A 23,201-nucleotide genomic window follows, 5' to 3' on the forward strand; every position below is an offset into this window, starting at 1 on the left:
CCATGCCGAAGACAGCGGCGCTTCCCCTGCCGATCGAGACCGCCACGCCTCCGCGGCGGCACGCCATGGCGCCCACCGCGGCACGAGTCGCTCGGGCGCGGCATGACCTCGCTCGCTGGATGCTGTCCCCCGCCGTCGCGCGCGAAGGGGCCGATGGCAGCGTCGGCGTCGTCAACTGGCTGGCCGCCGACAGCGACGACCATGACGGCCTCTACCCGGAGATCGGCGGCTATTATCTTTCGTTCCTGACGCAGATCGTCGGCGTCGACGCCGCAGAGGACGAGTGCCGTACGCTCGCGGCCAAGGTGCTCGACTGGTTCGACCGGTCGGGCGCGGACGGGGCGCCGGCGACGATCGAGCGACGCTGCGCGCGCGCCGGCGACTGGCGCAACCATTGCCTGTTCACCTTCGACCTGGCGATGATCGTCCGCGGCATGATCGCGGTCGAGCGACGCTGGCCGGGGCTGGTCGCCCCTGCCCTGCTGGCACGCTACCGCGCGGCCGCCGAAGCGATCGGCGCCGACGGACGGCTGGGCTCGCACCGCGTGCGCGAGGGCGGCGGGGTGGTCGTGCCCGTCAAATGGTCGACGCAGGTCGACGTGCATCATGTGAAGGCGGCCGCCGCGCTCGACGAGGGGGACGACGGCGCGGCGGTGCTGGCCCGCACGACGTTGGACGCCTGGCGGGAGGAGGCGCGGCGGCCGGTTCGCGAGCTTCACCCAGCGCTGTATCTGGTCGAGGGCTGGCTGATCGCCTGGGCGCGCGGTGGCGACGTCGGTGACCTGGCCCGGGCGGCCGACATGTTCGCTGCGGTGCTCGACACGATGGACCCGGTCACGCTCGACCTGCCGGCGATCGTCGGCGAGCCGATGGCGTCCAGCCGTGGAGACGCGCAGGCCCAACTGCTGCGCGCCGGCCTGATCCTCGACCGCGCAGGCGCGCTGGCGCCGCCCCTTGCACAGCATTGGCGTGTGCTGGTCCCCGCTATCACCGCCAATGTGCTGGATTGGATCGCGCCCGCCGGAGGAATGACCTTCGACCGCCGATCGGGTCACCGCAACAGCTGGGCGAGCATGTTCGCCTGGGGGGCGCTGGAGCTCACCCGCCCGCGTCGGACCGAGACGGCGCGCGAGGACGCCGCGCGACTGATCTGACGACGACCATTCCTGCACCGGCCCGTTGACGATGATACCATATAACATGCATAGGCGCGCCGCGAACGTCATCCGTCGATAGGGTTGTCCACTTGAAGCCTGTTCTCCGCGCCGCCACCTGCCTCACCGCCCTGTCGCTCGCCAGCCTGCCCGTGACGGCACGGGCGACCGACGATCCGCCCGTTACCGATGCCGACACGGTGCAGACCGTGACCGTCACCGGCGTGCGCCAATCCTATCGCGGCGATTTTGCGGTAAAGGAAATCCCGCAGGCGATCACGACGATCGACGAGGCGGTGATCGAGCAGAATGCGATCCTGCGCCTGACCGACGCGCTCGACCTGAACGCCTCCGTCGTCCGGCAGAACACGCTGGGCGGGCTGTGGGACAGCTTCGCGGTGCGCGGCTTTGCCGGCGACGAGAATCTGCCGAGCGGCTATCTGGTCAACGGCTTCAACGCCGGGCGCGGGTTCAGCGGCCAGCGCGACGTGGCGGGTATCGAGCGTATCGAGGTGCTGAAAGGCCCCGCCGCGGCGGTCCTCGGCCGCGGCGAGCCGGGCGGGTCGGTCAATCTGGTGACCAAGCAGGCGCAACTCGGCCGGACGTTCGGCACATCCGCCGTGCAATATCGCAGCTTCGATACCGTCCGCGCCGAAACCGACGTCAACTTGGCATTGACCGGCAATCTCACGACGCGACTGATCGGCTATGCCGAGGCGGGGAACAGCTTTCGCGACACGATCGAACAGCGGCGCTGGGGCTTCCTGCCGTCGATCGGGCTGGGCCTGGGCGCGCGGACCCGGCTGACCTACGACTTCGAATGGACGCGGGTCGAGGTGCCGTTCGATCGCGGCATCGTCGTGCTGAACGGCAATTTCGACACGGTGCCGCGCAGCCGTTTCCTGGGCGAGCCGAGCGATGGCGATACGGTCGCGCGCGCGACCGGGCACCAGCTGCGCGTGCAGCATGACTTCGGCGGCGGGTGGAGCCTGCTGGTCGGCGCCAGCCACCGCGACACGCTGCTGACCAGCGCGTCGTCGGATGCGGAAACGCTGCGATCGCGCCAGAAGCTGTATGTCGACGGCACCTCGCTGTCGCGCCAGCGCCGGACGCGGCGTTATACATCGGCGCACAGCGTTCTACGCGCCGAAGTTTCGGGCGAGGTTATGACGGGCGCGCTGCGGCACCGACTGTTGATCGGCGCCGACATCGACCGGTTCGATACCGACCAGCTGTTCACCCGCTATCGCGGTCCGGTGGTCAGCGCGACGACGACCGACCAGGCGGGCTATGTCATCGACATCCGCAATCCGGTCTATGGCCGCTACCCGGTGCCGACGACGTCGCTGCTGACCGACCGGCTGGACGTGCAGCGGACGATGGGCGCCTATATCCAGGACCAGATCAGCCTGACCGACCGGTTGCAGGTCCGGATCGGCGGGCGCTACGACGACTTCCTGCTGCGCGTCGACAATCGGCTGACGAACGTGCTCGGCCGACGCAAGCGCGGGCGGTTCAGCCCGCAGGCGGGGATCGTCTACGAACTGTCGAAGCCCGTGTCGCTCTACGCGGCTTATGGCGAGGGCTACCGCGCGAACATCGGTGCGGATTTTGCGGGGCGGGTGTTCGAACCCGAAACCAGCCGCTCGATCGAGGCCGGGGTGAAGCTGTCGGCGCTGGGCGGCCGGCTGACGGGAACGCTTGCCGTCTACGAACTCGACAAGACCAATGTGCTGGCGACCGACCCGCTCAATCCCGGCTTCTCGGTCGCGGTCGGCCGCGCGCGCAGCCGCGGGGTCGAACTGGACGTGAACGGCCGCCTGCCGGGCGATGTCGAGGTGCTGGCAAGCTATGCCTATACCGACGCCGAAGCGCGATCGCGTGTCCTCGACCCCGCCTTTTCCTTCCAGATCCAGCCGGGCGACCCGCTGATCAACATCCCGCGCCACAACTTGAACGTCCAGGCGGCCAAGCGCTTCTCGATCGCCGGGCAGTCGGTGCAGCTGGGCGCGGGCGTCCAGCACGTCGGTGCGCGCAGCGGTGCGAGGGGGACCGACTTCGTTCTGCCGTCGCACACGCTCGCCCGCCTGTTCGGCACGGTCGCGCTCACCGACCGGCTGGAGCTGTTCGGGTCGGTGACGAACCTGTTCGACGCACAATGGTACGCCAATAGCTACGCCCCCGTTTGGGTGCAGCCGGGCGCCCCGCGGACGGCCACGATCGGCGTCCGCGCGGGTTTCTAGGGCTGCGAGCCTTCGAGCAGATTCGTTCGCCCTGAGCGAAGTCGAAGGGCATGGGACTCCTATGCTTCGACTTCGCTTGGCACGAATGATGGCGAGCGACCCGGATCAGCCGCTCGATCCTCGGACGTTTGATCCGCCCTGTTCCGGACGCTCCCGTGCTCCGACCGACGGCTTTTGTCTTTCCAACGGCATATATAGATAGCAGCGCACCCGACCCCCGAGTACGCAACGCTTCGCCCTCAGCTTCGTACTGTTGCCGACAGGGGGTCGTGAAACGAAGCCGATGGGAATCGCCAGCCGGATCAGACGCGCTCTCGCCGAAGAGCGGTGGGACTATGCCCCGCACGAGGCGCCGGTCATGCCCGGATCGCCCGGATCGCCGGCGCATCCCGCGCGGCGCAAGGCGGCCTATATCGCGGTCGCAGTACTGCTGGGTCTCACCGGCGGTCTGGGTAATGCGCTGGTCGCGGTGAATACCGGCGTGCTCGGCGGTTCGCTCGGCCTCGACCCCGTCGAGGTCGCGTGGCTGCCGACGGTCTATGTGATGACCAACGTCAGCATCAACCTGCTGCTCATCAAGTTCCGTCAGCAATTCGGCCTCAGGCCCTTCGCTCTGATCTTCGTCGGCCTCTATGCGCTGCTGTGTCTCGCGCATCTGTTCGTCAGCGATTTCTCGTCCGCAATTCTGGTCCGCGCGGCGAGCGGTATGGCGGCCGCACCGCTCAGCACCTTCGCCCTCTACTACATCATGCAGGCGATGCCGCCCGCGGCGCGGCTGAAAGGCGTGGTCCTGGGCATCGGCATCCCGCAATGCGCGACGCCGCTTGCGCGACTGTTCTCGCCAGAGTTGCTGGCGATGAGCCAATGGCGCGCGCTCTATCTGTTCGAGCTCGGACTGGCCGCACTCAGCCTTGCCGCAGTCCTCGTCTTCCGTCTGCCGCCGACCGTTCGGCAGAAGGCGTTCGAGCAGACCGACTTCATCACCTTTGCGCTGTTCGCCACCAGCATGGCGCTGTTCGCCGCGGTGCTCGGCCTCGGGCGGATCGTGTGGTGGACGCAGGCGGCATGGATCGGCTGGGCGCTGATCGTCGCGATCCCGATGCTGGCCGTTGCGCTGACGATCGAGCATGGCCGCGCCAACCCGCTGCTCAACACCCGCTGGCTGGCGAGCGCGGACATCGTGCGGTTCACGATTGTCACGGTGATGGCGCGGATCGTGCTGTCAGAACAGACGCTGGGTGCGGTGGGGTTGCTGACCGTGCTGGGCCAGACCAACGACCAGTTGCAGGAATTCCACGCGATCATCGCCGTCGCGTCGCTGGCAGGCGTACTGGCGAGCGCGGCGACATTGAACGTCCAGCGCTTGAGCCATCCGGTAATGCTGGCGATCGGGCTGGTCGCGGTCGCCGCCTATGTCGACTCGCACGCGACCAGCCTGACGCGCGCGCCGCAACTCTATGTCACCCAGGCGCTGATCGCCTTTTCCGCGACCTTCTTCCTCGGCCCCGCCCTGCTGTTCGGCATGACCCGTGCGCTGAAGGAGGGGTCGGGCCATATCATCAGCTTCATCGCGCTGTTCGGGATCATCAATTCGCTGGGCGGGCTCGGCGGATCTGCGCTGCTCGGCACCTACCAAGTGGTGCGCGAGAAGGCGAACAGCGCGGCGCTGGTGCAGGCGATCGACCCGACCGACCCGATCGTCCAGCAACGGTTGCAAGCGGGGGCGGCCGGGGTCGGGCGCGTGATCGGCGATCCGGCGCTGCGCACCGCGGAGGGCGGCGCATTGCTGTCGCAGGCAGCGACGCGCGAAGCGAATGTGCTGGCCTATGACGATGTTTTTCGGCTCGTCGCCCTCCTCGCCGCGCTGACCTGCGCCTATCTCGCCTTCCTTCTCATCCGGCGCGCCGTCCGAACGCGTCGTCAGGAACCCGCATGACCGACGCCCGCACGCCCGTAGATGCCGCCCCCGCCACCGAGGAGCGGCTGGCCGAGACCGGCGCGCCGCCGCAGGCGCCGGTCGGCTCGGGCTGGCAACCGCCGGCCCTCTCGCGCACCGCACTGATCGTCGTGTTGCTGCTGACGCTCGCCGGTATTGCCGCGGTGATGATGGCGTGGCGGATCGGGCCGTTTACCACGGCCGAGGAAAGCACCGACAACACCTATGTCCGCGGTCGCGTGACGGTCATCGCGCCGCAGGTCTCGGGTTATGTGACGAAGGTATTGGTTCGCGACTTCGCGACCGTCCAGACCGGCCAGCCACTGGTGATGATCGACCAGCGCATCTACGCGCAACGCGTCGAGCAGGCCGCCGCGCAGGTCGCCGCGCAGCAGGCGACGCTGGCCAACAGCCGCCAGGCCGCGGCCAGTCGCGCCGCCAGCGTCCAGGCGCAGGAGGCCGCAGTCGCGAATGCACAGGCGCAGCTGATGCGCGCACAGGCGGACATGGCGCGGGTCGACGATCTGGTCACCGATGGCAGCGTGTCGTTGCGCGAACGCGACCAGACGCGGGCCACGCTGCGGCAGGCGCAGGCAGCGGTTGCGCAGGCACAGGCGGCGCGCGAGATCGCGCGGCAGGACGTCCGCACGGTCGAGGTCGGCCGCGGCGGTCAGGCGGCGGGCGTGTCGGGGGCGGAAGCGGCGCTGCGCCTTGCCCGCATCGACCTTGCCAACACCGTCATCCGCGCGCCGGAGGCGGGACGGCTGAGCGAGGTCGGCGTCCACGTCGGCCAATATGTCACCGCCGGTTCGCAACTGCTGTTCCTCGTTCCCCCCGAAGTCTGGGTCATCGCCAATTTCAAGGAGGCGCAGACCGCGCGGATCGCGGTCGGACAGCCGGCCAGTTTCACGGTCGACGCGCTGGCCGGCGCGCGGCTGAGCGGTCGGGTCGAACGGATCGCGCCTGCGACCGGCAGCGAATTCGCAGTGCTGAAGTCCGACAATGCGACCGGCAATTTCACCAAGGTGCCGCAGCGGCTGGCGGTGCGCATCCGCATCGACCCGAACCAGCCGCTGGCCCAGCGGTTGCGGCCCGGCATGTCGGTCCTCGCGCATGTCGATACCGCAGGCGCGTCGCGATGAGGATCGTCCGCGTCCTGCTACCCGCGCTGATGGTGGCGGGGTGCGTGTCGCCCGGCGAGCGCGCTGCCGCCCCGCCCGCCGCAAGCGTGGCCCCGCCCGCTGCCTGGCGCACGCCCCTAACCGGCACCGCACCCGTTACCGCCGACTGGTGGACCGCGTTCGGCGATCCGGCGCTGACCGCACTGGTCACCCGCGCACTCGCCAACAATGTCGACATTGCGGTCGCCGCCGCGCGTGTCGAGGAAGCACGCGCGGCCGAGGCCTTGTCGCGCGCGCAATTGCTGCCACAGATCGGCGGGCAGTTGCCCGAAACACAGGGGCAGACGCTCAGTCCGCTCGGCACGCCGTCGCGCGCGATCGGGGCACAGCCGGGGGTCACTGCCAGCTTCGACCTCGACCTGTTCGGCCGCCTGCGTCTCGCCAGCCGGGCGGCGCGCGCGCAGTTGCTAACGACCGAGGCTGCGCGCGATACGGTTCGGCTGGCGACGGCGTCGACCGCGGCCAGCGGCTACATCACCTTGCGCGCACTCGACCAACGCCTTGCCATCGCCCGCGCGACACTGGCCGCGCGCGCGGACGCCCTGCGCATCGCCCGGCGGCGATACGAGACCGGCTATTCGTCGCGCCTCGAATATCGACAGGCGCAGGCCGAATATGCCGCGACCGAGCAATTGGTCCCACAGGCCGAACTCGCCATCGCGCGACAGGAGAATGCGCTGTCGCTGCTGGCCGGCGACACACCCGGCGCGATCGCCCGCGGGCAGCCGCTCGACCGGCTGCGCGTGCCTGCCATCCCCGTCGGTCTGCCCGCCGACCTGCTCCGCCGCCGACCCGACATCTATCAGGCCGAACAGGCTTTGGTCGCCGCCGACCTGTCGCTCGACAGCCAGCGCGCCGCCTTCCTGCCCAACCTGTTGCTCACCGGATCGGCCGGCGTCGTGCTGTCGACGGCACTGAAGAACCCGGTCGGAATATTCTCGCTCGGCGCCAGCATCCTCGCCCCGCTCTTCGACGGCGGTCGGCTGGCGGCGCAGGCGGATGCGGCGACTGCACGGCGCGACCAGGCCGCCTTCGCCTATCGCCGCACCGCACTGACCGCCTTCCGCGAGGTCGACGATGCGCTGGCCGGGGCGCAGCGGACAGCGCAGCAAGCCGCCGCGCTCGACGCCCAGGTCGCCGCCACCCGCGGCGCGGTCGGCAACGCCAGCAACCGCTATCGCGCGGGCTATTCGAGCTACATCGAACAGCTCGACGCCCAGCGCAGCCTGCTCGCCGCCGAACTCAGTCTCGTTCAGGCCTCCGCCGACCGGCTGACCAGCTATGTCGCTTTATACCAGGCGATGGGCGGCGGCTGGACGGGCGCCGAGAGGCGGTAGAGGCGGGTAACTGCATAGCCGTACTCCGGCGCAGGCCGGAGCGTTGGCAAACGTGAGCGCTTTCGATCGCCACGGCTCTGGCCTGCGCCGGAGCACGGGATGGCTCTGGTCGGCTGAGCGAGACTAACCAGCCACCGACCGCTGCGACATCGCCGCCAGCCGCTCCGCCAGTTCCGCGCGGCGGAAGGGTTTGGTCAGGCGCGGCAGGTCGGCGTCGATCCCCTCTTCCTCGGCATAGCCCGACGCGATCAGTACCGGCACCTGCGGGAAGGTCAGCTTCAACACGCGCGCCAGTTGCAGCCCGCTCATCCCCGGCATCAGGTGGTCGGTCACGACCAGGTCGAAGGTCCGCCCGCCCTCGAAATGGCGCAGCGCCTCTTCCGCCGACGACACCTCGACGACGTCATAGCCCAGGTCGCTCAGCATGTGCCCGGTGCTGACGCGAACCAGTTCCTCGTCGTCGACCAGCAGGACGGTGCCAACCCGCATCGTCTCGGCCAGCAGGACCGGCTCCTGCTCCTCGACCGCGGCGGTCGTGCTGACCGGCAGCCACAAGGTCACCGTGGTGCCCGCGCCCGGTGTGCTGTCGATCGTCAGCCCGCCGCCCAGCTGCGCGGCAAGGCCGTGGACCATCGACAGGCCCAGCCCCGTGCCCTTGCCGACGCCCTTGGTCGAGAAGAACGGCTCGGCCGCACGCGCGACGACATCGGGCTCCATGCCGATACCGCTGTCGGCGACGCTCAGGCGGACATAGTGGCCGCGCGCCAGTCCGGTCGCCGAGCCTGCATCGATGCTCTCGCGCCGCACGGCCAGCACAAGTTCGCCGCCGCCGGGCATCGCGTCGCGCGCGTTCACCGCCAGGTTGAGCAGCGCCATCTCGACCTGGTTCAGATCGGCCTTGGCCGGCGGCAGGTCGGCGGCCAGGTCGACCCGCACCGTGATGGTCGGGCCGAGCGTCGATTCGATCAGGCCGCTCATCCCCTCGACCAGTGCCGCGATGTCGACCGCCGCCGCCTGGAGCGGCTGGCGGCGGGCGAAGGCCAACAGGCGCTGCACCAATGTCTTGGCGCGCTCCGCCGACTGCAGCGCGCCTTCGATCAGCCGGCGCTCGCGCACATTGCCGACCGCATTGCGCACCAGCAGGTCGAGCGAGCCGATGATCGGCGTCAGCAGGTTGTTGAAGTCGTGCGCGACGCCGCCGGTCAGGCTGCCCATCGCCTCCATCTTCTGGCTCTGGCGCAGGGCTTCCTGCGCCAGTTTCAGCTCGGCCTCGCGCGCCTTCGCTTCCGACAGGTCGCGGCCGACGGCGATGAAATTGATACCGTCCGGCTCCGGCGCGACGGTCCATTCGATCGATTTCCACCCGCCCGACTTGGTCGCGATACGGTTTTCGAACCGCGTCGGCTGGCGCGTCGCCTTCATCCCCTCGATCGCGACCAAAGTCGGCGCGGCGTCGTCGGGATGCATGAAATCGGCATAGCCCCGCGTCAGCAGCTCGTTCGCGCTCCAGCCGAGCGTCGTCGTCCAGGCCGGGCTGACCGCCGACATCATGCCGCCGAAATCGGCGCGCGCGAGCATGTCCTGCGACAGCGTCCACAGCCGGTCGCGTTCGGCGCGCGCGCGCTCGATCGCGCTCTTCAACCGCTCGCCGACCTCCTGGACCAGGCTTTCCTCCGCCGCGGTCCAGTCGCGCGGTTCGGCGCTCTGCACGGCGAGCAGGCCGACCCAGCGCTCCTCCTCGAACAGCACCACGTCGATGAACGCACCGACCTGCCGCTCGGCCAGGCCCGCCCGCGCCAGGTCGCTCAGCCGCATGTCGCCGGGGACGTCGCGCGCGACGACGGGGGTGCCCAGGCGATAGGCGTTGAGCAGGTCGGGACCGAACGCTTTGAGGCAATGTTCGCCGACGATCGACTTCACGCCGTTGGTGAAGTCGCGCTCGACCGTCATCCGCCCGTCGGCGATCTCGGCGTAAAAGACGCGAGATGCGTCCATCTGTTCGCCGATCAGGTCGGCGGCCAGGCTGGTGATCTCGGCCGGGGTGGTCAGCGGGCGCAGGCGATCGGACAGCGACAGCAGGAAGGCCGTCCGCCGCTCGGCCGCGACGCGCTCCGTCGTCTCGGCAAGGATGCAGATGACGCCGGCGGGCGCCCCATCCTCGTCCGGGACCGGCGAATAGTCGAGGTCCATCCACACCTGCTCGGGCCGGCCGTGGCGGTGGAGCGTCAGTTCCTGGTCGCGGTAGTTGAGCGTGCCGCCGGCAAGCCCGACCCGCATGACATTGTCGTTGAAGTCGGCGACCTCGGGCCAGCCCTCGCGCACGTTGCTGCCGAGCAGGTCGGGGTGGCGCCCGCCGGCGAAGCCCGAATAGGCGTCATTGTAGATCATGACACCTTCGTCGCCCCACAGCATCACGATCGGCACTGGCGAGCGCAACAGCAGCGCGGTCGCCGTGCGCAGCGGCTGGCTCCACCCCGCGATCGGCCCCAGCGGCGTCGCCGACCAGTCCCGAGCCGCGATCAGACGGCCACATTCGCCGCCGCCGTTCAGGAAGACTGGGCCATCGACGCCATCGGGACCGGCAACATTATGCATCATAAGACGACTGAAAAACCCGGCTGAGCGATGTTCGCGACCGCGATAGCATCTTTCGCTACGAAGCGGAAACCGGGCACATCTCGCCGCCGCCGATCCGGGAAATCGGCGCCGCCGTGCGATCGAGGCTTTCGCTACCCGCGCACTTGCGTCACTCAGGTACGGGGCAGGACTTGGGGGACGCGGTGCACAGGACGGACGACGGCCGGATCGATCACGAACACAGCAAGGCGCAGCTGGAACGGATGGCGTTCTTTTCCGACGCGGTCTTCGCCATCGCCATGACCCTGCTGGTGGTCGAGGTGAAGCTGCCGCATATCGCGCGCTTCGACGACGTGTCGCTGGCGAACGCGTTGCTGGCGATCATCCCCAGCTACGTCGGCTTCCTGGTCAGCTTCCTCGTGCTGGCGCGCTTTTGGGTGTCGCATCATGTCGTGCTGGGGGAATTGCGCCCGACGAATACCCGGCTGCTGTGGGCGAACCTGATGCTGCTGCTTGCGGTCGCCTTCATACCGTTTCCGACCGCGGTGGTCGCCGAATATGCGCAGTTGCGGGTGGGCGTCGGCTTCTATGCCGTGTGGCTGGTGCTGCTCGGACTGCTGAACCAGCGCATCATCCGCATCGGCATCAGCGATCCGGCGCGGCGACGTCAGCGCAGAGGATCTCCACCCCTTCCTGCGCGCCAGCTGGATTCCGATCCTGATCGGCGGACTGGCCTTCGCGGCAGGCATGGTGTCCCCGCTCGCAGCCTTGGGCGTGCTCGGCATCGGCAGCCCGATCATCTCCTATATCCTGCGGCGAAAGGGCTGAGTGCGCGCTCCTGCACCGCTATAGCCTGACGTCGCGTCACCAGCCCATGCTGCCCGGCACGCCCTTGAACGGGCCTGCCAGATCCGATGTGATCCAGCCACCGTAGAAGCCACCCGGTTGCGCGCGGACGACCTCACCGTCGACCGTACAGCGGTCGAGCGGCCCGGCGTAGAAAGCGACGTGATCGCGCAGGATGGCGAAGCCGGGGGTCGGGTTCGGATAGCTCCAGGCGATGTCGCGCAACAGCTCGCCGCCGACCGCCAGATGCCAATACACTGCCTCGCCCTTCCATTCGCAAAAGGACCGGCGATCGGACCGCTGCAACAGTCCCTGCGCGATGTCGGCAGGCGGCAGGTACCAGCTGGGTGGATGACTAGTCTCCAGCGTGCGGACCGGTGCCCGGCTGTCGGCCACGACGACACCGCGATGCTCGATCCGGACATGGCGGTCGCTTGCCTGCGCGATCGCCGGGCGGGGGTAGGACCAGACGCTTTCCTGCCCCGGCGCGACTGGATCGGGCGACGGCCTCACGCGCCTGCCTGCGGATTATCGCGGCGGATGCGTTCGGCGAGCAATGTCGCAAAGCCCAGCCAGGCGACGAACGGTACCGCCAGCACCGCCGCCGGCCGGTCGACCTTCGCCGCGGTGACCACCAGCGCCGCGCCCGACGCGATCATCGCCCCCGACGCCGCGACGCTCGCGTCGAGCCGCTTGCGGCGGAAGAACAGTTCGGTCCAGCCGCCGATCATCGCGCTGTTCGCCAGCCACAGCCCCACCGCGGCGTTGCGCCGCGGCGTCGCCGGCTGACGCAACAGGCGATAGCCACCGACCGCCAGCCCCGTCTCCAGCACCGGCCACACCGCGCCGAACACGGCGTCGGGCGGCGTATAGCCGGGCTTGTCGAGCCGCCGGTACCAGCGGCGGACACCGGGATGCGACGCATCGGGCGCGTTGCGGCGGCCGATCAGCGCACTGGCGCCCAGCACCGCGCCGACGATGCCGAGTGCGACTATGGGCGGAAGACCTTTCTCTCCCGCATCGGAGGCGGCTGACCCGGGCGGTGCCGTCCCGGTATCGCCGGCACCGAACAGTTTGCCCGTCGCCTTCGCGATCGGCGGCTGGCTCGCAATAGCCACCCGGCCTACTTGCCCTTCTCGCCGGAAATGGCATCCCCGGCCGACTTCAGATCCTCGCCCGCCCCCCTGACGGTATTGCAGGCGCTGAGCCCGAGCAGGATGGCGAACCCGGCTGTGGCGATGATCTTGCGGCTCATGACGAAAACCTTTCATCCAAATGATGGGACACGGTCGCCCGCGCTCACGGCACGATCCCGCAGCCGGCGGCACCCTTGCCGACCGCCAGCGCGATAGCGGGATCACGGATCTCGCCGGCGACGCGCAGCAGGTCGCTGACCGTCAGGCGCGTCGGATCGGTATCGTCCCGTCGATAGGCGGCCGCCGCCTTGCCCAGCTGTTGCAGCTGCCCCAGCGACAGGTCGCCCTGCAACCGGTCGCCGACGCACGTCGATCGCTGCGCATCCAGGCCATAGCGCTGCAAGCCGGTCGAAATCCGCTGCGATGGTGCTGCACAGGCGGTGACTGCGAGGCCGGCGACACATGCCAGGACGATGACCTTCATTGCCGTTCCTCCACGGACCGGCGACACGATGGCATGCGATCCGAGTGAGTAACCTGTGATAGGCGCGACCGTTCCGGTGCGTCGCCGGACGGATCGACGTCCGGCTTCGCAACCAGTAGACACATGGATTGACCGCCCACGCCGAAGCGGCTTGCTATGGCCTGCTCTTCCCCTTTGCCCAGGATGCCCCGCGATGCCCCTCTCTCCTCGTCCCATCGTCATCGCCGCTTTGCTCGCGGGAACCATGTTCGCTCCCGCAGCGGCGCAGCAGCGTGCAGGGGCGGCGGCAACGTCGATCGTGGTTCCGCCCGTCGCCTTTACCGAGCGGACGCTGGCCAACGGCCTGAAGGTGATCGCGATCCGCGATACCACCACGCCCAATGTCACGACCCAGGTCTGGTACGACGTCGGCTCGAAGCACGACCCGCAGGGCCGCTCGGGCTTCGCGCATCTGTTCGAGCACATCCTGTCCCGCAAGACGGTCAACATGCCCTATAATGCGATCAACAAGCTGACCGAGGATGTCGGCGGGTCGCGCAACGCATCGACCTGGTTCGATCGCACCAACTATTACGAGATCGTCCCCGCCCAATATCTGGAGACGATGCTGTGGACCCATGCCGAGCGCATGGCGCGGCCGGTGGTCGACGAACAGGTATTCGAAACCGAGCGCAACGTTGTGAAGGAGGAGTTGCGCCAGCGCGTGCTCGCGCCGCCCTATGGCCGGCTGCGGCTGATCATGGACGAAAACAGCTATGACACGCTGCCGATGCGCCGTTCGGGGATCGGCAGCCTGGAACAGCTCGACGCCGCGACGCTGGGCGACGCGCGTGCGTTTCACGAGGCGTTCTACGGCCCCGATACCGCGACGCTGATCGTGTCGGGCAACTTCGACCCGCGTCAGCTCGATGCGCTGGTCGATCGCTATTTCGCCGCCATCCCGCGCCGCGCCAATCCCATCCCGCTAAAGGTGACCGCGACCGAGGCGCCGCGGACGAAGCCGCGCACCGTCACCGCCTATGCGCCCAACGTCCCGCTGGCGATGATCGCGTCGTCCTGGCGCATTCCGGGGTCGGCGAGTCCCGATCTCGCTGCGCTTGAGGTGCTCGATGCCGTGCTGTCGGGCGGCCAGAATTCGCGCCTCTACCGCGCGCTCGTCCGCGATTCCCAAATCGCGTCGTCAGTCGGCGTCCAGTTGCAGGATGTCGAAGACGGCGGCTTCTTTGCGCCCAGCGTGACGCTCGCCAGCGGCCGGACGGTTACGGAGGCAGAACCCGCGCTCGCCGCGCAGATCGCGCGCGTGCGCGACGAGCCGGTCAGCGCGACCGAGCTGGCCGAGGCGAAGAACGAGATCCTGGCCTCTGCTTTGCGAGAGCGCGAGACGTTCGATGGCCGTGCCTTTGCGATCGGCGAGGCGCTGGTCCGCACGGGCGACCCGCGCGCGCTCGATCGCCGACTGGCGCTGGTCGGCAAGGTGACAGCCGCCGACGTGCAGCGCGTCGCGCGCCAGTATCTGAAGCCCGAGGCGCGGGTCGATGTCCGCTACCTCGACGAGAAACAGCGCCCGGCCGGCGCGGCGGATGCCTGGGCCAATCCCACGCCGATGCCGACCTGGGCCTCGGTCCCGGCGGCCACCCGCGCCCCACTCGCGCTCGCGCCCGAAGCAAGCCGCCAGGCGCCGCCCCAGCCGGGCACGGCCTTGCCGGTCACGCCGCCGGTGATCGCCGAAAGCCGGCTCGCCAACGGCATGGGCGTGGTCGCCGCGCGCACCGGTTCGGTTCCCGTGGCGACGATGGCGGTCGTGCTGAAGGGCGGCAGCGCCACCGATCCGCAGGGCCGCGCCGGGCTCGCCGCGATGCTCGCCGACCTCGCGACTCAGGGGACCACCACCCGCTCCGCCGAGCAGATCGCCGCCCAGGTCGAGGCGCTGGGCGCGCGGATCGACGCGCAGGCCGGGGCCGACGGGACCATCGTCAGCGTGACAGGTCCGGTCGCCACGCTGGCGCAGGCCGGCGCAGTGCTGGCCGATGTCGTGCGCAACGCCAGCGTGCCCGCCGCGGAGGTCGAGCGCCGCCGTCGCCAGACGCTCGATGCCCTGTCGGTCGCGATGAAGAACCCGGGCGCGCTTGCCGGCGCGGCGCTTCAGGCGGTCAGCTACGGCACCGCGCCCTATGGCATGATCCCGACTGCCGCGAGCGTCACCGCGATCTCCCGCGACGACCTGACCGCGGCGCATGCCCGCTGGTGGCGACCGGAACTGGCGACCGTCGTCGTCACCGGCGGGATCGATCCCGCCGCCGCGCGTCAACTGAGCGATCGCCTTTTCGGCGACTGGCGCGCGACCGGCGCCACGCCCGCTCTGCCGACCGCTCGCGCCGGCCAGCCGGGCAAGCCGCGCCTCGTCGTCATCGACATGCCCGGTGCCGGCCAGGCGGCGATCGCGGCGGGGGTCCGCGGGCTCGACCGTGCCGATCCGCGCTGGTTCGATCTCCAGGTCGCCAATGCCGTGCTCGGCGCCGGCTCCAACGGCCGGCTGTTCCAGGAAATCCGCGTCAAGCGCGCGCTGTCCTACGGCGCCTACAGCGCCGTGTCCGCGCGCGCCGACGATGGCCTGCTGACCGCGACGACCCAGACCAAGAACGAAAGCGCCGCCGATGTCGTGCAGATCTTCCTGAACGAATTCGACCGGCTCGGCCGCGAGCCGCTCGACGCCGCGACGGTCGACAAGCGCAAGACGTTCCTGGCCGGTGGGCTCAGCCGTGCCGCCGAAACCAGCCGCGGCCTTGGCGTGACGATCGCCGGGCTGATCCACCAGGGTCTGTCGCCGGCGGAAGCGGCGCGGCTGACCAGCAGGATCGATGCGGTCGACGCGGCCGGGGCCAGTGCGGCGGCGAAGGCGAGCGTGGCGGGTGCCAACGCCAACATCGTCGTGGTCGGTGACGCCAGGCAGTTCGTCGACAAGCTGCGCGCGATCCGCCCCGACCTGGAACTCATCCGCGCCGACGCGGTCGACCTGTCGACCCCGACGCTGGTCGCCGCGAAGTAACGACGACGGGGCGTGCGCGAACTTGCCGCGCACGCCCCGCGTTTAGACATCGACGGTCGGGCTTACTGCTCGCTCGCCTCGCGCTTCACCGCGCCGCGACCCATTGCCGAGACCAGCACGTTACCCTCGCCTGAGAAGTTGGCGGCGGGCAGCGTCGCGACCCGGTCGCCGACCTGGACCAGCACTTCGCGGACCCGGCCGTTTGCCTCGCTCTTTAGCGAGCGGACGGTGCCGAGCGCGCGGCCCTTTGCGTCGACGACATTCATGCCCGGCGCCACGTCGAAGCTGCCAGCACCGTCCGCCGCTGCGCTGCCGGCGAGAGCGAGCATGCCGTTGGTCAGGCTGCCGCTGCCGCTCGCCGCGCCGGTTGCCGAACCGGCCGCGCTGCCGGCTGCCGACCCCACCGCGTCGCGGGCGCCGCCAACCGTGTCACGCGCCCCGCCGATCGCCTCACGACCGCGCCCGGCGAGGCCACGCGCTTCACCCACGGCGCTGCGGGCCGTCGAGCGCACCGCATCGGTGCCGATCAGTTGCGCGTCGGCGCTACCGCCTGCGCTGCCCGATCCGCGCGTCTCGGCGCTGCCACTGCCGATCGGCAAGCCGCCATCGAGCAGCGTACCGCCCTGGCCCGAGGCAGTCCCGCCGGCGCGAACGCGGCCGCTGCGACGGTCGACCTGACGCTCGGTCCGCACCTCACCTGCGCCCGAGCGGCGGAGCGTCCCGTCGATCATCGGTCCGGGTCCGCGCAGCGTTCCGCCAAGCCCGCTGCCCAGCCCGCCGCCGAGCATCCCGCCGACACCGCCGCCGCCACCGAGCAGCTGTGCCGAAGCCGGAGTCGCAGCGATCGCCAGAGCCAGCGCCGCGGTCGTGAACAGTGTGCGTGTCATCTCGTATCTCCCTAATCGGTTCTGTTGGGAGAACGGGTGCCGCGATCCACTTAATCCCGGCGGATACGATTTTTTTGAAATTGGCCTGGCGTGAAGCGCTGCTGCCCCACGCGCCGGGGCATATTCCGAGGTGTGATTCAGCCGACTTCACCCAACCGTGCTCCGGCGAAGGCCGGAGCCTGGGCAGTCGAAGCCCTGACGCTCGCCAAAGCTCCGGCCTTCGCCGGAGCACGGTCAGGTCAGATCCCTAACGGCGGCTGACGCAGGTGCTGCACACCAGCCCGCGCCCATAGCCACAGCCTTTGCGCGCCTCGCCATCGACACGCTGACGCCCGACCGCCGCCAGTCGCGCGGCGACCAGCGGCGCGGCGAAGGACGTGCCGCGCACCGTCTTCATGCCGCCGCGCGCGTCGGGCGCTGCGAAGCCTGCAGCCGGCGCGGCATAGTCGAGATGCGTGGCACGCCCCGCCTCGATCAGCACGCGGTCGCGCGCATCGACGCCGGTCACCGCGACGACGCCGGGGTAGGAGGCGGGATAGGCGGGTGGCCCGGTCGGCCCGTCGTTGCCGACCGCTGCGACGATCGTCATCCCGCGCGCCTGCGCCGCCGCGACGACGCGGGCGAGCAGCGGGTTGGCCGGGCCGACCAGGCTGATCGAGACGGTGCCGACCCGCTCCTTCGCCAGCCAGCCGATCGCGCGGGCGATGGCGACCGCGCCACCGCCGGCCGGATCGCTGCCATAGACATCGGCCGCCAGCACGCGCGCGCCCGGCGCCCCGCGCCCGACCAGCCACGCGACCGCGCTGCCGTGGTCGCTCGCACGCGGTGCGCCCGTCGCGAAACCCATCTGCCGTACGCCGGCGTCGCCGACCCCACCGTCGATGATCCCGACCATCGCGCCACCCGGCGCAGGCGACAGCGGCGCGGCCAGTGTAGTACCCGGCACCGTGCCCATCGCACCGCCTTCGATATGGATGACGTCCGCGGCGACGTTTCCCGCCTGTCGCCGCGCCTTGGCGAGCGCGCGGTCGAGACGAATCCCTTCCGGCACGGCCAGCCGGGCGTAGCCGACCCCCAATTCCTCGATCGTGGTACGTTCGATCATGCGGAACCCGTCACGCTCCAGCGCGGCGATCTGCGCGTCGGTCGGGTCGGTCAGCACCACTTCCCCCGCCCGCGCGGCGTTGCCGCGGTCGTCGCGCACCACCCGCCCGCCGCTATCCCGCACCAGCCGCGCGATCCGGTCGAGCCGTGCCATTTCCAGCAGACGCGGCGTGCTGTCGACGACGCGGTCGACGGTGCGGTCGACGGTGCCAAGCACGCGCCCCGGCAACGCCCCGACCGGGCCGGGCAACGGCGGCAACAGCTGTGCACTTGCCGGCGCGGCAAGGGTCAGCGCGAGGGGGAAGAGGATGCGAGTCACGAATATCCTTCTTGACGCACATTAATGCGCTGTCACGGATGAAACGCCTGTCGGCATCCGTTTCATCCCGGAAAGGACGCGAACCTGAGTTTCGAGACCGACCTGACCGCGCTGCTGCCGCGCCTGCGGCGGTTCGCCCGTGCGCTGACCCGCCATGCGGCGGACGCCGACGACCTCGTGCAGGCCGCCGTGGAACGCGCGCTGGTCGCCCGGTCGAGCTTCGTCGAGGGTACGCGGTTGGATAGCTGGATGTACCGGATCATGCGCAACGCCTGGATCGACACCGCCCGGATGCGCGCCCGCGCCGCGCAGACCTTCGTCGCGGAGGAAGCGGGCGCGAGCGTCGGCGACGACGGCGACCGCGCACTGGAAGCACGGGCCGAGCTCGACCGCGTCGGCCGCGCAATGGCGACGCTGCCCGACGAACAGCGCGAGGCGGTGGCGCTCGTGCTGGTCGAGGGGCTCGCGTACAAGGAAGCCGCGGAAGTTCTCGACATTCCGATGGGAACGCTGACGTCGCGATTGGTCCGCGGGCGGGCGGCGCTGATGGACAGGTTGGGAGAAGCGGCATGACGGTCGATCACGAGACGCTGATGGCCTATGCCGATGGCGAGTGCGATCCGCTGACCGCGCGCCGCGTCGAGCGCGCGATCGCGGCCGACCCCGCCCTGGCCACGGAGGTCGACTCCCACCGGGCGCTGCGGACACGATTGGGTGCGGCGTTCGCTCAGGTCGCGGACGAACCGGTCCCGCCCCGTCTTACGGCGCCGCTGACCAGCAACGTCGTCCCCTTTGCGCAAGCGCCGCGCCGTCGCGTGCCGCCGGTCTGGGCGGGAGCGGTCGCCGCCAGCCTGGTGATCGGCCTCGTCCTCGGCCGCGGCCTGACGCCGCAAGGAACCGTGGCGACCGGGCCGGCGGGCCTCGTCGCGGAGGGAACATTGGCGCGCGCGCTCGACACGCAAGTGGGCGGTGACGGCGCGAAGGGCGGCGTGCGGATGCTCGCCAGCTTCCGCGCTACGGATGGCGAACTGTGCCGTGTCTTCACCGGCGCACCGACGAGCGGCATCGCCTGCCGCAACGGCGACAGCTGGGCGCTGCGCCGGACGATTTCGGGCACGGCGGAAAGCGGCACCTATCGCCAGGCCGGCACGGCGTCGGCGTCGCTGCTGGCCGACGCACAGGACATGATGGCCGACACCCCGCTCGACGCCGCCGCCGAGCGCGACGCCGCGCGACGGGGCTGGCGTTGACCGGGGTCCATCGGGCCGTACCGTCTTCCCCTGATCAAGCGCTGCCCGTCTTCTTCGTCATCCCGGACTTGATCCGGGATCCAGGGTCACGAGCGAATCGGCTTTGCGCTCTGGATCTTGGATCAAGTCCGGGACGACGGCCACTGTAACGACGCTCGCGCAAGCCGTACTAATCGACGCGCCGCCCGCCCTTCATCACCAGGCGCACGTCGCGCACCGCAGCGATCGTGGCGGTCGGATCGCCGCCGACCGCGACGAGGTCGGCAAGCAGCCCCGGCTTGATCGCCCCCAGCCGCGCGCCCTGCCCCATCCAACGCGCATTGCCTGACGTCGCGGCGAGCAGGACGGCCGACGGTGACATGCCCGCGGCGACCAGCAATTCCATCTCGCGCGCATTGTCGCCGTGCGCATAGACACCGACGTCGCCGCCCACGCAGATCGGCACGCCGGCGGCTAGCGCAAGGCGCAGGCCCTCCCGGCTCTGGCGCACGCCGGCCGGCACCGGATCGCCGCCGGCCCAGCCGCGATAGCGGGCGCTGGCGTCCGCGGCGGCGAGCGTCGGACAGAGTGCGATCCGCTTCGCCGCCATGCTCGCATAGATGGCGGGGGTGCCGCCATATCCATGCTCGATCGTATCGACCCCCGCCTCGATCGCACGGCGCATCCCTTCGGGCGTGGAGGCGTGGACCGCGACCGGGCGGCCGGCGTCATGCGCGGCGGCGACTGCGGCGCGGATTTCGTCCAGGCTCAGCGTCGGGCGGCTGTCCTCGCCGGCCCGCCAGCGATAATCGGCATAGAGCTTCACCCAGTCGGCCCCGGCCGCGACCTGGCGGCGGACGGCGGCGACCATCGCGTCGGCGCCGGACACTTCCTCGGCGCCTTGCGGCACCTCGACGCCGGGTTCGAACCCCTTGGGACCATAGGCGCCCAGCGCGACGATCGCACGCGTCGCGACCGCCAGCCGCGGACCCGGCACGATGCCCTGATCGATCGCCGCCTTCAGCCCGACATCGGCATAGCCCGCGCCTTCGGTGCCCAGGTCGCGTTCGCTGGTGAAGCCGGCGCGCAGCGTCGTCCGCGCCTGCGCCACCGCCCGCGCGGTGCGCAGCGCCAGCGGCTCGTGCAGCACCTGATCGTCCCAGCTCGCCTCGTTATACGGATGCAGGAACAGGTGGCCGTGCCCCTCGATCATGCCCGGCATTAGCGTGGTTCCGGGCAGGTCGACGACCTCCGCCCCCGGCGGCGTGGCGAGCGCTGGCCCGACCGCCGCGATGCGATCGCCCCGGATCAGCACCTGCCACCCGTCATGTCTGCGCCCGTCGACACCGTCGAAGACCGCGGCGGGCTTCAGCAGGATCGCCCGGGGCGCGACATCCTGCGCGGGCGCGGCACCGGCGACGAATGCGGCGGCGAGCGCCAACCAGCGCTTGGTCATTTCACGATCCCCGTCATAAGCTTGGGGCATGATCGGACATCTCACCAGACTGCGCAATCCGTCGATCCTGCTGGCGCTGCTCGCGACCACCGCCGCGGCGCCGGATCCCGACATGACCCGCTGGCGCAACTATGCCGCGCAGGTGACGATCACCCGCGACGACTGGGGCATCCCGCATATCGCCGGACGCAGCGACGCGGATGCGGTGTTCGGGATGATGTATGCGCAGGCCGAGGATGATTTCGCGCGGATCGAGGCCAATTATCTGACCGCGCTCGGCCGCACGGCGGAGGCGGACGGCGAAGAGGCGATCTGGGCCGACCTGCGCCAACGGCTGTTCGTCGATCCGCAGCAGTTGCGCCGCGACTATGCCGCGTCGCCGCGCTGGTTGCGCGACCTGATGGACGCCTGGGCGAACGGGCTGAACTATTATCTGGCGACGCATCCGACAGTAAAACCGCGCGTCATCACCCGGTTCGAGCCGTGGATGGCGCTCAGCTTCACTGAGGGCAGCATCGGCGGCGATATCGAGCGGATATCGCTCTCCGACCTCAAGACCTTCTATGGCCGCCCGACACCCCCGACCCCGGAGGAGCGCGGCGCGATCCCGCGCGAGCCATCGGGGTCGAACGGCATCGCCATCGCGCCGAAACTGACCGCGAACGGCCGCGCGCTGCTGCTGATCAACCCGCACACCAGCTTCTATTTCCGGTCGGAGGCGCAGGTGACGAGCGCCGCGGGGCTGAACGCCTATGGCGCCAGTACCTGGGGGCAGTTCTTCGTCTACCAGGGCTTCAATGCGCGCGCGGGCTGGATGCACACGTCGTCGACGGTCGACAATGTCGACGAATTTGCCGAGCGGATCGTCCGTCGCGGCGACGGCTGGGCCTATCGCTACGGCAGCGAGGAGCGCCCGGTCCGGTCGGAAGTCGTGACGATCCGCTATCGATCGGCGGCGGGCGCGCCGGCCGAACGACGCTTCACGATCTGGCGGACGCATCATGGTCCGATCACGCGCGCCGCGGACGGTCGCTGGATCGCGACCGCGCTGATGTGGCGACCGATCGCGGCGCTCGAACAAAGCTATCTGCGAACCAAGGCGACGACGCTCGCCGACTATATCGCGGTGTCTGAACGCAAGGCGAATTCGTCGAACGACACGCTCTATGCCGACGCGCGCGGCAGCATCGCGTTCCTGATGCCGCAGTTCATGCCGCTGCGCGATAACCGTTTCGACTTTACCCGCCCGGTCGACGGCAGCGATCCGGCGACCGACTGGTGCGGCCTGCACAGTCTCGCCAGCCTGCCGAGCGTCGCCAATCCGCGCACCGGCTGGGTTCACAACACCAACGACTGGCCATGGAGTGCGGCCGGGCCGGACAGTCCCAAGGCCGCGGATTATCCTCGATATATGGACCAGACCGGGCCGAATGCGCGCGGCGAGCATGCCGACCTGCTGCTGACGGGAGCGAAAGGGTGGACGCCAGAGCGGCTGCGCGCGGCAGCCTATGACCCGTATCTGCCCGCCTTTGCCCGCCTGCTGCCGCCCGTCGTCGCGGCCTGGCGCGCGCTGCCGGCGAGCGATCCGCGGCGCGCGGCGCTGGCCGAACCGATCGCCGAGCTTGCCCGCTGGGACCATCGCTGGAGCGCGGCATCGGTCGCGACGAGCCTGGCGGTGTTCTGGGGCGACGAACTCTGGTCACGGGTCGGCGCACGGGCGCAGGCGGCGCGGATGAACGTGCCCGCCTATATCGGCGCCCGCGTCGATGAGCGCACGAAACTCGACGCCCTTACCGCGGCGGTCGACCGGCTGTCGCGCGATTTCGGGACGTGGCGAACGCCTTGGGGCCGGATCAACCGATTCCAGCGGCTCGACGACGCGATCAAACCGCATTTCGACGACACCCGCCCCTCGACACCGGTGCCGTTCACCTCCGCACAATGGGGCAGTCTCGCCTCGTTCGGGGCGAAGCGCTGGCCGGGAACGAGGAATTATTACGGCACCAGCGGCAACAGCTTCGTCGCCGTCGTCGAATTCGGGCCGCGGGTGAAGGCGATGGCGGTGATGGCGGGCGGCCAAAGCGGCGACACCCGGTCGCCGCACTTCGCCGACCAGATCGACCGCTATGCCTCCGGTCGCCTGCGCCCGGTCTATTTCTATCCCGACGAACTCGCCGGCCATGTCGAGCGACGATACCGACCGGGCGACTGATCCCATTCAGCGATGCGCGGACACGGGTGCGCACGTCGCTAAAAATTCGCGCAT

Annotated in this window: 18 protein-coding genes; 10 read left to right on the forward strand and 8 right to left on the reverse strand. The window is 69.9% G+C overall.

Annotation, left to right across the window (positions count from 1 at the left end; translation table 11 throughout):
* The first annotated feature begins 2 nt into the window (after window positions 1–2).
* The 5 genes from ACFSC3_RS20060 (at window position 3) to ACFSC3_RS20080 (ending at window position 7,851) form a co-directional block, all read left to right on the forward strand.
* Window positions 3–1,154 carry a hypothetical protein gene (locus tag ACFSC3_RS20060; protein ID WP_380942119.1) on the forward strand — a complete coding sequence of 384 codons (1,152 nt, stop codon included), beginning with the start codon at window positions 3–5 and terminating at the stop codon, window positions 1,152–1,154.
* A gap of 92 nt (window positions 1,155–1,246) precedes the next feature.
* Complete coding sequence (locus ACFSC3_RS20065; RefSeq protein WP_380942120.1) at window positions 1,247–3,397, forward strand: TonB-dependent siderophore receptor; 2,151 nt, start codon at window positions 1,247–1,249, stop codon at window positions 3,395–3,397.
* Between the two features lie 283 nt (window positions 3,398–3,680).
* Window positions 3,681–5,333, forward strand: a complete 1,653-nt coding sequence (locus tag ACFSC3_RS20070; RefSeq protein WP_380942122.1) for an MFS transporter — start codon at window positions 3,681–3,683, stop codon at window positions 5,331–5,333.
* The gene (locus ACFSC3_RS20075; RefSeq protein ID WP_380942124.1) at window positions 5,330–6,475 is read left to right on the forward strand and encodes an HlyD family secretion protein; all 1,146 of its coding nucleotides are present in this window, start codon (window positions 5,330–5,332) and stop codon (window positions 6,473–6,475) included. The genes ACFSC3_RS20070 and ACFSC3_RS20075 overlap by 4 nt, the downstream gene beginning before the upstream one ends.
* Window positions 6,472–7,851 carry an efflux transporter outer membrane subunit gene (locus ACFSC3_RS20080; protein WP_380942126.1) on the forward strand — a complete coding sequence of 460 codons (1,380 nt, stop codon included), beginning with the start codon at window positions 6,472–6,474 and terminating at the stop codon, window positions 7,849–7,851. Before ACFSC3_RS20075 ends, ACFSC3_RS20080 begins: the two co-directional genes overlap by 4 nt.
* Before the next feature lie 123 nt (window positions 7,852–7,974).
* On the opposite strand, the gene ACFSC3_RS20085 is transcribed toward ACFSC3_RS20080, so the two are convergent.
* Window positions 7,975–10,449: an ATP-binding protein gene (locus ACFSC3_RS20085; RefSeq protein WP_380942128.1), complete on the reverse strand. Its 2,475-nt coding sequence runs from the start codon at window positions 10,447–10,449 to the stop codon at window positions 7,975–7,977.
* 182 nt (window positions 10,450–10,631) lie between these two features.
* Here ACFSC3_RS20085 and ACFSC3_RS20090 point away from each other — a divergent pair, with 182 nt between their 5' ends.
* Entirely contained in the window at window positions 10,632–11,285 is a 654-nt protein-coding gene (locus tag ACFSC3_RS20090; protein ID WP_380942129.1) for a TMEM175 family protein, read from the forward strand.
* A gap of 7 nt (window positions 11,286–11,292) precedes the next feature.
* On the opposite strand, the gene ACFSC3_RS20095 is transcribed toward ACFSC3_RS20090, so the two are convergent.
* The 4 genes from ACFSC3_RS20095 to ACFSC3_RS20110 are packed head-to-tail and all read right to left on the reverse strand — an operon-like array spanning window position 11,293 to window position 12,894.
* Window positions 11,293–11,787: a DUF427 domain-containing protein gene (locus ACFSC3_RS20095; RefSeq protein WP_380942131.1), complete on the reverse strand. Its 495-nt coding sequence runs from the start codon at window positions 11,785–11,787 to the stop codon at window positions 11,293–11,295.
* Window positions 11,784–12,392: a TspO/MBR family protein gene (locus ACFSC3_RS20100; RefSeq protein ID WP_380942133.1), complete on the reverse strand. Its 609-nt coding sequence runs from the start codon at window positions 12,390–12,392 to the stop codon at window positions 11,784–11,786. The genes ACFSC3_RS20095 and ACFSC3_RS20100 overlap by 4 nt, the downstream gene beginning before the upstream one ends.
* Before the next feature lie 5 nt (window positions 12,393–12,397).
* Window positions 12,398–12,529, reverse strand: coding sequence for an entericidin A/B family lipoprotein (locus ACFSC3_RS20105; RefSeq protein WP_380942135.1), 132 nt, complete (start codon window positions 12,527–12,529; stop codon window positions 12,398–12,400).
* Between the two features lie 44 nt (window positions 12,530–12,573).
* Window positions 12,574–12,894: a hypothetical protein gene (locus ACFSC3_RS20110; RefSeq protein ID WP_380942136.1), complete on the reverse strand. Its 321-nt coding sequence runs from the start codon at window positions 12,892–12,894 to the stop codon at window positions 12,574–12,576.
* A 193-nt stretch (window positions 12,895–13,087) separates the two neighbouring features.
* Here ACFSC3_RS20110 and ACFSC3_RS20115 point away from each other — a divergent pair, with 193 nt between their 5' ends.
* Window positions 13,088–15,940 (forward strand): M16 family metallopeptidase, encoded by a 2,853-nt coding sequence (locus tag ACFSC3_RS20115; protein ID WP_380942138.1) that lies wholly within the window; start codon window positions 13,088–13,090, stop codon window positions 15,938–15,940.
* 62 nt (window positions 15,941–16,002) lie between these two features.
* On the opposite strand, the gene ACFSC3_RS20120 is transcribed toward ACFSC3_RS20115, so the two are convergent.
* A complete protein-coding gene (locus ACFSC3_RS20120; protein WP_380942140.1) occupies window positions 16,003–16,827 on the reverse strand; it encodes a PRC-barrel domain-containing protein in 825 nt (274 codons plus the stop codon).
* A gap of 247 nt (window positions 16,828–17,074) precedes the next feature.
* Window positions 17,075–18,250, reverse strand: coding sequence for a S8 family serine peptidase (locus ACFSC3_RS20125; RefSeq protein ID WP_380942142.1), 1,176 nt, complete (start codon window positions 18,248–18,250; stop codon window positions 17,075–17,077).
* Window positions 18,251–18,334: 84 nt separating this feature from the next.
* On the opposite strand from ACFSC3_RS20125, the gene ACFSC3_RS20130 reads away from it, so the two are divergent.
* Together ACFSC3_RS20130 and ACFSC3_RS20135 are read left to right on the forward strand one after the other, a co-directional pair.
* Entirely contained in the window at window positions 18,335–18,823 is a 489-nt protein-coding gene (locus ACFSC3_RS20130; RefSeq protein ID WP_380942241.1) for a sigma-70 family RNA polymerase sigma factor, read from the forward strand.
* Entirely contained in the window at window positions 18,820–19,500 is a 681-nt protein-coding gene (locus ACFSC3_RS20135; RefSeq protein ID WP_380942144.1) for an anti-sigma factor family protein, read from the forward strand. Before ACFSC3_RS20130 ends, ACFSC3_RS20135 begins: the two co-directional genes overlap by 4 nt.
* Before the next feature lie 169 nt (window positions 19,501–19,669).
* Here ACFSC3_RS20135 and ACFSC3_RS20140 read toward each other — a convergent pair whose 3' ends face one another.
* Window positions 19,670–20,935, reverse strand: coding sequence for a metal-dependent hydrolase family protein (locus ACFSC3_RS20140; RefSeq protein ID WP_380942146.1), 1,266 nt, complete (start codon window positions 20,933–20,935; stop codon window positions 19,670–19,672).
* A 28-nt stretch (window positions 20,936–20,963) separates the two neighbouring features.
* Here ACFSC3_RS20140 and ACFSC3_RS20145 point away from each other — a divergent pair, with 28 nt between their 5' ends.
* Window positions 20,964–23,147, forward strand: coding sequence for a penicillin acylase family protein (locus tag ACFSC3_RS20145; RefSeq protein WP_380942148.1), 2,184 nt, complete (start codon window positions 20,964–20,966; stop codon window positions 23,145–23,147).
* Window positions 23,148–23,201 lie beyond the last annotated feature (54 nt).

Source organism: Sphingomonas floccifaciens, assembly GCF_042681125.1.
GTDB lineage: Bacteria > Pseudomonadota > Alphaproteobacteria > Sphingomonadales > Sphingomonadaceae > Sphingomonas > Sphingomonas floccifaciens.

Excerpts from the sequence above, each read along its gene's own strand:
- ACFSC3_RS20060 (WP_380942119.1), top strand. The coding sequence starts at position 3 with ATGCCGAAGACAGCGGCGCTTCCCCTGCCGATCGAGACCGCCACGCCT.
- ACFSC3_RS20070 (WP_380942122.1), top strand. The coding sequence starts at position 3,681 with ATGGGAATCGCCAGCCGGATCAGACGCGCTCTCGCCGAAGAGCGGTGG.
- ACFSC3_RS20075 (WP_380942124.1), top strand. The coding sequence starts at position 5,330 with ATGACCGACGCCCGCACGCCCGTAGATGCCGCCCCCGCCACCGAGGAG.
- ACFSC3_RS20080 (WP_380942126.1), top strand. The coding sequence starts at position 6,472 with ATGAGGATCGTCCGCGTCCTGCTACCCGCGCTGATGGTGGCGGGGTGC.
- ACFSC3_RS20085 (WP_380942128.1), bottom strand. The coding sequence starts at position 10,449 with ATGATGCATAATGTTGCCGGTCCCGATGGCGTCGATGGCCCAGTCTTC.
- ACFSC3_RS20105 (WP_380942135.1), bottom strand. The coding sequence starts at position 12,529 with ATGAGCCGCAAGATCATCGCCACAGCCGGGTTCGCCATCCTGCTCGGG.
- ACFSC3_RS20110 (WP_380942136.1), bottom strand. The coding sequence starts at position 12,894 with ATGAAGGTCATCGTCCTGGCATGTGTCGCCGGCCTCGCAGTCACCGCC.
- ACFSC3_RS20115 (WP_380942138.1), top strand. The coding sequence starts at position 13,088 with ATGCCCCTCTCTCCTCGTCCCATCGTCATCGCCGCTTTGCTCGCGGGA.
- ACFSC3_RS20120 (WP_380942140.1), bottom strand. The coding sequence starts at position 16,827 with ATGACACGCACACTGTTCACGACCGCGGCGCTGGCTCTGGCGATCGCT.
- ACFSC3_RS20135 (WP_380942144.1), top strand. The coding sequence starts at position 18,820 with ATGACGGTCGATCACGAGACGCTGATGGCCTATGCCGATGGCGAGTGC.
- ACFSC3_RS20140 (WP_380942146.1), bottom strand. The coding sequence starts at position 20,935 with ATGACCAAGCGCTGGTTGGCGCTCGCCGCCGCATTCGTCGCCGGTGCC.
- ACFSC3_RS20145 (WP_380942148.1), top strand. The coding sequence starts at position 20,964 with ATGATCGGACATCTCACCAGACTGCGCAATCCGTCGATCCTGCTGGCG.